The following is an 8,331-nucleotide window of genomic DNA, read 5'->3' as shown; positions in this document are numbered from 1 at the left end:
CTTGATACAATTTAGGTGTTTTTAATTAATAGGTTTGACCATGAAGTATTTAGTTATTATTTTTACCTTTGCGTTTAGTTCAATGTCTTTTGCGCAGCAAGAAGTCGATCTTGAAGTAAATATGAAAAACACGGGCCTTGCATATAAACAAGCGGTGCAGGCAACTCAACTTAGTGAATTTAATACTGCGATTGATGAATTTATAAAGCTGGTTAAAGTGAGTAAAACAGGTAAGTTTTACAAAAAACCTGAGCAGTCATTGCAGGGCCTTGATAAAGTGATTGCTCAAGCTGAACTTGCAAAAAAAGCAGCAAACGAGCAGGGGCTAAGTGCGGCAAAAGAACCACTGAAAAATATAGATAATTTACGTAAAAAATATCATGAGTTACACGAGCCTCCAGGGTTCTTTGAATTACTGTTCGGTTCATAAACCTAAACTATATGTATCTTTAGTAGCTACTTTTAAGCTAATTGCGTTAAAGGTATCTGCAGCAATAAATATAAGGAAACACAATGGAAATTTCAGTTTCAATGTTAGAAGGCCAAAAGCAAAGCGCTAAATTTGGCGACCTAGAAGTAATAAGCGATCAAAGCGTAAACGCTGGTGGCAATGCAGAGTATCCAGAACCGTTTGATTATTTTTTAGTAAGTATGGTTTTATGTGCAGGTTTTTATGCGCGTAAGTTTTGCGAGCAGCGTGATATTTCAACGCAAGGTATGACGCTTACTCAAAATAACGAAAATGTAGATGACAACGGTAAAAAGCTATTTTCAATTGAGATTAACTTACCAGAAGGCTTCCCTGATAAATATAAAAAGGCGCTTATTGCAGCCGTTAATACCTGTACGGTAAAAAAAGTAATTCAGGCAGTGCCAGAGTTTTCAGTAGTGGTAAAATAGTCCCCCCTAAATTAGGTAGCTTAAGCAAGCTACCTAATTATATGTTGAGCATCCCCGTTTAACTTATTTCTTTTTCATTCCTTGTACTGCTTTAAAGCGTGGGTTGTTTTTACAAATTACAAATACGCGGCCTTTGCGTTTTACAATTTGACACCCCGGACGTTGCTTAGCACTTTTAAGAGAGCTTAATACTTTCATACCTTTTCCTTTTTAACAGTCGATAAACTTTTAAAACGACGATTAAACTGCGCAACGCGGCCATCTGTAGCGGTTGTTTTTTGCTTGCCTGTATAAAATGGGTGCGAGTCACTTGATACATCAATAGGTACGTATGGATATGTATTACCGTCTATTTCTACTGTGCGGCTCGTTTTTATGGTTGAGCCAATAATAAAGTAAGAATCGGCAGCGGTATCGTGAAAAGCAACCACGTGGTAATCAGGATGAATATTTGGTTTCATAATACGCCTCAATAAATGATATGTGATAGTATATCATTTTAATTTAGCGTATTTATTCTCCCATTGCAAATTATTTAAATGTTCCTTAAAAAGGCCGTAATTGCTGGCTATTTGCGCAAACAAATCAAAAAATAAGCACTTGAATCAAAAATGCTGGCTATTGGCGTTTAGGCTGTTATAACTATATTTAAGAGTTAAAACGTTAACAAATACGGTTATAAAGTTATTACAGAGGTTATGTATGAGTGACGCAACACAACAACAAGAACAAATTGATCAAGGGGTGATGGAAACCCTAAGAGAGCGCGACCACAGTACCTTGGCGCAACAAGTAAATCCTTTAACCTGCAACCACAATGATATTGTAGAGTTACTAGCAAGGTATATGGCACTAAGCGAGCAAGAAGATGATGAGCTGTTTGATGATTGGTTTGATAACCTAACTAAAGAGCAACATACTGTTTTAAAAGTATTTGAAGTTTACCGTGGACAATATGAGCACCAAAATTAAAGTGTTTATTTTTGTAAGTATGCCAAATCCAGTGGTTATTTAAATAAAACTAAATAGCCACTACTACTTTTTCATTAAAGAGTAGCTATGTTGTATCAACCACTAATCCCACCTGTTTAAATCATAATTTTTTGCGTATTGAATCTTACCTTTATTTAGGCACGACTTACTGATATTTATAAATATTTATTTATTGCTATTTTTAGGTAATGTTCTAGTTTGAATAGGCAGACTGTTTATAGTTTAAATAAGTTTATCGGATGATATACTCGAAAATATTCGCTCCAGTTTCGTAATTTATAAAACATTTAAAATTAATAGAGCTTTAATGATTAAACCTGAGATTCCAAATAACGAAGCTGAGCGATTACACGCGCTTAGAGCATTAAAAATTCTAGATACGTCTCATGAAGAGCGCTTTGATCGTGTTACTCGTATTGCCAAGCGTATGTTTAATGTTTCTATTTCATTGGTTACTTTGATTGACGAAGACCGCCAGTGGTTTAAATCAAGGCAGGGGCTTGATGCGCCTGAGCTTCCTCGCGAAACCTCATTTTGTGGCCACACCATAAATCAAGACGAGTTATTAATAATCCCAGATACAGCTCAAGACGAAAGGTTTTTTGATAACCCCTTTGTTACAGGCGATCCTAAGGTACGCTTTTATGCAGGCTTTCCTTTAAAATTAAGGGAGGGAGTCATTATAGGCACTTTGTGCCTTGCCGATAATAAACCTAGACAACTCAATGATGAAGAAAAACAATTACTAAGAGATTTAGGCACGTTAGTCGAGCGAGAAATTCAATCAATTCAACTAGCCACAATTGATGAGTTAACAAGAATATCTAATAGACGTGGCTTTTTAAACCTTGCCGAACATACGCTAAATGTATGTAGGCGAAACAAAGTATCAATGTCGTTTATATTGTTTGATCTCAATAAGTTTAAACAAATTAATGATATTTATGGACACCACGAAGGCGATTTTGTATTAAATAAATTTGCACAAATTATGCTTAGTTCATTTCGTGATTGTGAAGTCATAGGTCGACTTGGCGGAGATGAATTTGTTGCGATGTTAAGCGACTCAGACGAGACAAAAGCAGAGTTTGTTTTACAAAGGTTTGCGGATGCAATAGAGCATGCTAATAATACCTTAAATAAGCAATACAAAATTGACTACAGTGTAGGGGTAACACACTTTAAACACGATACAGGTAAATCGGTTGAAGATATGATTCAAGATGCTGATGTTGCAATGTATCAGCAAAAAAAGCAGCAATCACTTTAGTGAGCTATTTAGTTTAATTGCTGCTTGAACTTCACTTAACTTCCTCATGCTAGTACGAATTTTATAATATGCCGCTATTCGCTATTGCAGTCATTTTTTGCAGCGGGTGATGCTAAAGACACATTTGGTTGCCAAATCCTGTTCCATATTTTATGAAGATTGTTTAAGTTTGGTCTTTGACTTATTTTTTCAAAGTTACCAATACTCACTTCTGAATCATTTTTTTGACCCACTACAAAATTAAACACATAGTTGCACTCCATGCCCATACGTAAATCAGAAAGTACAATATTGCTTTGCTGTTGGCGCACCGAATAAAACCCTTTAGTAAACCACTGCAAGCGTTTTATAGCCCATTCATCGCTAATATTATTTAACAGTGAAGGCGTTGTTTGATAAGCCGTTAATGTAACATCGCTGGGTGCGTCAAATACTGATGCATAACCTTCGTAGTATTGTCCCTCAGACATCACAACAATACGCCACAGCAAAGTGGTTAGCGGAGCAGGCGTACTAACATACGCATTTACTGGTATTTGCCTGTTGTTGAGTGCTGTTTTTACTTTGTCATCAATATTTACTTTTAAAATTAAAGCGCAAAATAAATATAGACTACTTAAAACTAAAGCCGCTGCATTTATACGATAAGCCGTTGCTGCTTTTATTTTGGGTATTAGCGTACATATTACGCCAATTAATAAAGGAAGCGTGTAAGCGGGGTCAATAATAAACACACTAGAAACCGCAAAGGGGTACTCAGTAAAAGGCCAGAGTAGTTGTGTACCGTATACCGTTAGGCTGTCTAATAGGGCATGTGTAGATAAACTTAAAAATACTAGCCAAAACCAGCGGACTTTATAAATTTGCATTCCCGCGTGTACTTTTAATATTAGCCATACAATGAGCGGGCTAATTAATAAATGTATTAATAACGAATGGCTAAAGCCACGGTGATAAGTAAATGCTTCTAAGGTTCCGCCATATGGCAAAAATACATCTAAATCAGGGAGCGTGCCTAAAATTGCTCCCCATAAAACGGCTTTTCGACCTATTTTATTGCCTAATACCGCATAACCTACAGCACTGCCTAATGCTACCTGCGTTAAAGAATCCATTTTGATTAATACCTTTAATTACTACTTTTATTATTTATACTTTTTGATTATTAAAAAGCGTCAAAAAATCAGTTAAAACGTTTAATAAGCATATCAATATTAATATACAGAACTTATAAACTAAGCCTAGGCTTTATGAAATCTAAAAAAGCCACAATTCGCGACGATACCGCACTGTTTTTTATAATACATGGCTTTGATAATTTCTTGATTATTTGGAGAATAAAACACTGATTCATCATTAGTTGCGTATTTACGTGTGATTTAATAAGTCATCTACTTGGGTGAATAGCCAGTTTACGAACGCCAATTTTAAATCTTTTAAATTACTAATAGAGTTTGTCTAATCGGTTGTGTGCTCAAGTAAACCAATAATGCTGTAGTAAGAAGTTATATCAAGCGTTATATGCAGGTATTGCTTAGCAAAATTGCCAATTAAAAAAGTAAGATGATGCTGCATAAAAGAGCTACTGCATTTATACGTAACTTACCGTCTGGCGCATGTTTTAAAGCTTAGTTGCTTCTTCTCCTGTATAAAATATTTAGCCCTTCGTTACCATAACCTACAAGATAAATTCGAGATTCAGCAAGCATAAAGTCTTATCTGTTAACCTTGAAACTAAAATTAATGACCTCATACTTGTTATGAGGTCATTAATTGTTAAGTGACAGTCATAATGAGAAGTAAAAGGTGTATTTCGTAAAACTATAGGGCGTGTTGATCTTTGGTTGTTGAATTTGTAGTAGTAAGTTTGGTTTTTAGGCAAGGCAGAGCCTATGTAGTGTGGTTGTTCCCCATAAATAGGCGATAACGCAGCATAAAAACCAAACATACACTGCCCGTTGGGTTCTTTCTAGGGGCGATTAACTCTTTGTTGCTCGGTTTTTACTTAGCCCACTAGGTTATAAACCTCGCGCCGCGATTAAATCGCCCCTAGATTGAACAAATTTCAATCCACAAAGGACAACACGCCCTAGTGAAGTTTGTATTTTAAAACCGATTATTTTATAAGGATAAACCATGACAAAACGTGTAATAGAAATGCCAGAACTCGGTATGGGAACATTCCGCTTAGAGGGCGACACGGCCTATAACTCAGTAAAAATGGCACTCGAAGTTGGGTTTCGCCACATTGATACTGCACAAATTTATGGCAACGAAGAGCAAGTAGGCCAAGCTATAAAAGATAGTAATATTCCGCGCAGTGAAATATTCTTAACCACCAAAGTGTGGAATAACAAATTAAATAAAAGCGACTTTATCCCAAGCGTTAAAAAGTCACTTGAAAAGCTACAAGTTGATTCGGTCGACTTGCTACTAATTCATTGGCCATCGCCTGCTAACGACGAGCCAATGAGTGAATACCTCACTGAATTACTAAAAGCGAAGCAGCTTGGTTTAACTAAGCACATTGGTGTATCAAACTTCACCATTGCAAACTTAAATGAAGCAATGCAAACGCTTGACTCGCGTGAAATATTTACCAATCAGGTTGAGGTGCACCCATATTTAACTAATACTAAATTACGCGCATTTTGTGCTCAGCACGACATTCATGTAACAGCATACATGCCATTTGTAGTAGGCAAAGTACTTAAAGATCAAACCATTATCGACATTGCTAAAAAGCACGATGCAAGTCCAGCACAAGTTGTTTTAGCATGGGTTAACGCCAGCGGTATGACGACAATTCCATCATCAACTAAGCGTAAAAACTTAGAAGATAACTTTAACGACCACGTTAAATTAGATGATGAAGACATAGCCCGCATTGATGGTCTTGATTGCGGCGACCGCCAAGCAACACCAGAATTTGCGCCGCAGTGGGATCAGTAAACTTACCTCAAACGCAAAGTTTAACTAAATATTTTAAGGTGTAGATTATCTACACCTTAACTTTTAAAAGGAATACACATGTTAACGGTTATAGCGGCACTGTCGTGCAAAAATATTGATGCAGATGTAATGCTTACAGCACTTGAAAACTTACAAAAGTCATCGCGCCAAGAAGTAGGGTGCTTACGTTATGAACTATCGGTAAAAAGTGATGATGAACATACAGACTATGTAGTTAGTGAACAGTGGGCGTCTGACGAGCACTTTGAAGCGCATAAAAACGAGCCACACTTTAAAGCGTTTGGTACGCAAGTTACTGGGCTTTTAACCAATAGTAGTATTGATGTATATAAATCAATTGGTTAAATTCTTTTTATAGTGCCTATTATGGTACGTATTAAAATACTTAGCTAAATTACATATCATAAAGTAAATACTCAAATAGGTGCTGTTAACTTACATCACCTTTTATTCTTACACTCTAACCTGCCTAAATACTCTACTTCCCCAATATACCAATGAAACCTATTAGGACTCTTTTTTGTTAATGCGTAGTGCGTCGAAATCAAAAGAAGTTTATAACACTATTAAAAGTCATTTTGATATCACAACCCACTCTAATAAATAGCCTATTTAATTTGTTGTTTACATTAAAGTTCTCTGGTGTAAATTATAGAAATATAATATGGCATTTTAGTCAGCCATAAATAGTCCGAGTGGTACTGAATAAGAGACTCAAAATAGCTAACTATTTATATATTTTTTGTGTGTTATATTTTTAGAGCTGAGTTAATTAAACCAATAATGGAGACATGGGTATGGAAATTAATAAATCAAATCAATCTATTCTTATTTTTATAATCCCTTTATTAACTGCGTATTTCGGATCAAAAGTCATATTTCACTTATTTGCTTTTGAGTATCTTGTGTTTACAGATACTTTTGACATTCTAAAGCTACTCATTGATATTAGTGTATTTGGAGTGTTGTTCTATATTAGTTCACTGGGTGTTGGTTACTTCATCAGAGCTAAAACATAAGTTTTTTAATCATTAGCTGGTAAATTGCTAGCTAAAAAAATCACAGCCAATAAAGCCTTAACAGCTTTAAACTGTATAATTTATATGGAGATAATAATGAAAAAATTAATCGCAATAGTAGCGTTGTTAGGCTTTGCCTCATTTGCACAAGCTAATGATAGTTTTATAGTGAATGCCAAATTTTATGATAATAAAAACTTAATTGGTTCACCTATTTTAGTAGTCAATTCAAACGAAGAGGCGTCAGTTTCAGTTGATAATTCGTATAGTTTTGCTCTTACAGTAACGCCAATTGATGATTCTACTGTTAGTTTAGCAACTGACCTAAAACTAGGTGGAAAACATATGGCTCCCTCTTTAGTTGTTGAACTAGGCAAAGAAGCAAGTATTAATATTGATGGTAAAGAACTTTCAGTTTTAGTAAGCAAATCAAGCAGCTAATAAGTTAAAAACTAGGAATATAATTAATGAGAAACTCAAGAAATGAGATAGTAAAATATGGAGTCTCTTTTGGTACGGCCCTAGCAATTGCTATTTCATGGAGTGCTAATGAGTCTGTGTTATGGGCAATTTTGCATGGTTTTTTATCTTGGTTTTATGTTATTTGGCATGTAATTACGCGATAAGTGTTTTCGCGTGTGCACTCATTGATTATGCAGATTGCGGTCAATGTTAATAGTCGAGTAATTACCATTCAAAACGATTAAGTTAAAAATATAAAAGGAATAATTAATAATGAAAGGTGCGGGTGGAAGCTCTGGTGGTATTGGGCATTTTTTTATTGGTTTGATTATGATGTGCGGTGGCTTTTATATGCTGCTAAACGCAATTTCGGTGACCTCTAATTTTGGACTAAGTTCTCGCATTTATAGTGTTAATGCTTTAGGTGGCTTTGGCGTTACAGGCGGCATGGTTATGATCCCATTTATTTTTGGTGTGGGTCTGATTTTTTATAATTCTAAAAATATTTTAGGCTGGGTGCTATCTCTAGGTTCGTTAACCGCACTCATATTTGGCGTTATATCGAGTGTTCGATTTAGTATGCGAACTATGACGTCGTTTGATTTGATTGTTATTATAATTTTAGCGTTTGGCGGCTTAGGGCTATTTTTACGATCGCTTAAATCTATTGATACTTAAATAATTACCACGCTTTGTTTTAAATACAATTTTAAT

At 35.4% G+C, this 8,331-nt stretch carries 12 protein-coding genes and 1 pseudogene; 9 read left to right on the top strand and 4 right to left on the bottom strand.

The genetic code is table 11. The annotated features are described in order from the left end of the window. Positions 1–40: 40 nt before the first annotated feature. Together CXF76_RS02690 and CXF76_RS02685 are read left to right on the top strand one after the other, a co-directional pair. Positions 41–430 (top strand): cytochrome b562, encoded by a 390-nt coding sequence (locus tag CXF76_RS02690; RefSeq protein ID WP_007580869.1) that lies wholly within the window; start codon positions 41–43, stop codon positions 428–430. A gap of 83 nt (positions 431–513) precedes the next feature. Next, positions 514–900, top strand: a complete 387-nt coding sequence (locus CXF76_RS02685) for an OsmC family protein (RefSeq protein WP_024591728.1) — start codon at positions 514–516, stop codon at positions 898–900. A 63-nt stretch (positions 901–963) separates the two neighbouring features. On the opposite strand, the gene ykgO is transcribed toward CXF76_RS02685, so the two are convergent. Next, positions 964–1,098 (bottom strand): type B 50S ribosomal protein L36, encoded by a 135-nt coding sequence (gene ykgO / locus CXF76_RS02680; RefSeq protein WP_002958669.1) that lies wholly within the window; start codon positions 1,096–1,098, stop codon positions 964–966. Further along, positions 1,095–1,361 (bottom strand): type B 50S ribosomal protein L31, encoded by a 267-nt coding sequence (locus CXF76_RS02675; protein ID WP_007580864.1) that lies wholly within the window; start codon positions 1,359–1,361, stop codon positions 1,095–1,097. Before CXF76_RS02675 ends, ykgO begins: the two co-directional genes overlap by 4 nt. A gap of 241 nt (positions 1,362–1,602) precedes the next feature. Between CXF76_RS02675 and CXF76_RS02670 the strand changes: the two genes are divergently transcribed. Together CXF76_RS02670 and CXF76_RS02665 are read left to right on the top strand one after the other, a co-directional pair. Beyond that, the gene (locus CXF76_RS02670) at positions 1,603–1,872 is read left to right on the top strand and encodes a hypothetical protein (protein WP_007580861.1); all 270 of its coding nucleotides are present in this window, start codon (positions 1,603–1,605) and stop codon (positions 1,870–1,872) included. 328 nt (positions 1,873–2,200) lie between these two features. Beyond that, entirely contained in the window at positions 2,201–3,163 is a 963-nt protein-coding gene (locus CXF76_RS02665) for a sensor domain-containing diguanylate cyclase (RefSeq protein WP_101162991.1), read from the top strand. Positions 3,164–3,237: 74 nt separating this feature from the next. On the opposite strand, the gene CXF76_RS02660 is transcribed toward CXF76_RS02665, so the two are convergent. Both CXF76_RS02660 and CXF76_RS20905 read right to left on the bottom strand, forming a co-directional pair. Further along, complete coding sequence (locus tag CXF76_RS02660) at positions 3,238–4,278, bottom strand: metal-dependent hydrolase (protein ID WP_101162990.1); 1,041 nt, start codon at positions 4,276–4,278, stop codon at positions 3,238–3,240. 113 nt (positions 4,279–4,391) lie between these two features. Continuing rightward, positions 4,392–4,500 (bottom strand): annotated as a pseudogene (locus CXF76_RS20905) (LysR family transcriptional regulator); the annotation flags it as partial. A gap of 799 nt (positions 4,501–5,299) precedes the next feature. On the opposite strand from CXF76_RS20905, the gene dkgB reads away from it, so the two are divergent. The 5 genes from dkgB to CXF76_RS02625 all read left to right on the top strand — a co-directional run bounded on the left by dkgB (position 5,300) and on the right by CXF76_RS02625 (position 8,295). Further along, the gene (dkgB, locus tag CXF76_RS02645; RefSeq protein ID WP_024591732.1) at positions 5,300–6,115 is read left to right on the top strand and encodes a 2,5-didehydrogluconate reductase DkgB; all 816 of its coding nucleotides are present in this window, start codon (positions 5,300–5,302) and stop codon (positions 6,113–6,115) included. A 78-nt stretch (positions 6,116–6,193) separates the two neighbouring features. Beyond that, positions 6,194–6,481: a putative quinol monooxygenase gene (locus tag CXF76_RS02640; protein ID WP_002958660.1), complete on the top strand. Its 288-nt coding sequence runs from the start codon at positions 6,194–6,196 to the stop codon at positions 6,479–6,481. Positions 6,482–7,251: 770 nt separating this feature from the next. Further along, positions 7,252–7,596, top strand: a complete 345-nt coding sequence (locus CXF76_RS02630; RefSeq protein ID WP_024591734.1) for a hypothetical protein — start codon at positions 7,252–7,254, stop codon at positions 7,594–7,596. A gap of 26 nt (positions 7,597–7,622) precedes the next feature. Continuing rightward, complete coding sequence (locus CXF76_RS20685; RefSeq protein WP_007378675.1) at positions 7,623–7,781, top strand: hypothetical protein; 159 nt, start codon at positions 7,623–7,625, stop codon at positions 7,779–7,781. A 109-nt stretch (positions 7,782–7,890) separates the two neighbouring features. Continuing rightward, entirely contained in the window at positions 7,891–8,295 is a 405-nt protein-coding gene (locus CXF76_RS02625) for a hypothetical protein (protein ID WP_002958658.1), read from the top strand. Positions 8,296–8,331: the final 36 nt, after the last annotated feature.

Source organism: Pseudoalteromonas sp. 78C3 (assembly GCF_002836695.1).
GTDB classification, from domain to species: Bacteria; Pseudomonadota; Gammaproteobacteria; order Enterobacterales; family Alteromonadaceae; genus Pseudoalteromonas; species Pseudoalteromonas arctica.
Note: the sequence above shows the minus strand (reverse complement) of the source record. Positions and strands in the feature narration are given on the sequence as shown.

What these genes read in the sequence shown, in the direction of transcription:
- CXF76_RS02665 (WP_101162991.1), top strand. Translation starts at nt 2,201, where the DNA reads ATGATTAAACCTGAGATTCCAAATAACGAAGCTGAGCGATTACACGCG.
- CXF76_RS02685 (WP_024591728.1), top strand. Translation starts at nt 514, where the DNA reads ATGGAAATTTCAGTTTCAATGTTAGAAGGCCAAAAGCAAAGCGCTAAA.
- ykgO (WP_002958669.1), bottom strand. Translation starts at nt 1,098, where the DNA reads ATGAAAGTATTAAGCTCTCTTAAAAGTGCTAAGCAACGTCCGGGGTGT.
- CXF76_RS20685 (WP_007378675.1), top strand. Translation starts at nt 7,623, where the DNA reads ATGAGAAACTCAAGAAATGAGATAGTAAAATATGGAGTCTCTTTTGGT.
- CXF76_RS02675 (WP_007580864.1), bottom strand. Translation starts at nt 1,361, where the DNA reads ATGAAACCAAATATTCATCCTGATTACCACGTGGTTGCTTTTCACGAT.
- CXF76_RS02670 (WP_007580861.1), top strand. Translation starts at nt 1,603, where the DNA reads ATGAGTGACGCAACACAACAACAAGAACAAATTGATCAAGGGGTGATG.
- CXF76_RS02640 (WP_002958660.1), top strand. Translation starts at nt 6,194, where the DNA reads ATGTTAACGGTTATAGCGGCACTGTCGTGCAAAAATATTGATGCAGAT.
- CXF76_RS02630 (WP_024591734.1), top strand. Translation starts at nt 7,252, where the DNA reads ATGAAAAAATTAATCGCAATAGTAGCGTTGTTAGGCTTTGCCTCATTT.
- CXF76_RS02660 (WP_101162990.1), bottom strand. Translation starts at nt 4,278, where the DNA reads ATGGATTCTTTAACGCAGGTAGCATTAGGCAGTGCTGTAGGTTATGCG.
- CXF76_RS02625 (WP_002958658.1), top strand. Translation starts at nt 7,891, where the DNA reads ATGAAAGGTGCGGGTGGAAGCTCTGGTGGTATTGGGCATTTTTTTATT.
- CXF76_RS02690 (WP_007580869.1), top strand. Translation starts at nt 41, where the DNA reads ATGAAGTATTTAGTTATTATTTTTACCTTTGCGTTTAGTTCAATGTCT.
- dkgB (WP_024591732.1), top strand. Translation starts at nt 5,300, where the DNA reads ATGACAAAACGTGTAATAGAAATGCCAGAACTCGGTATGGGAACATTC.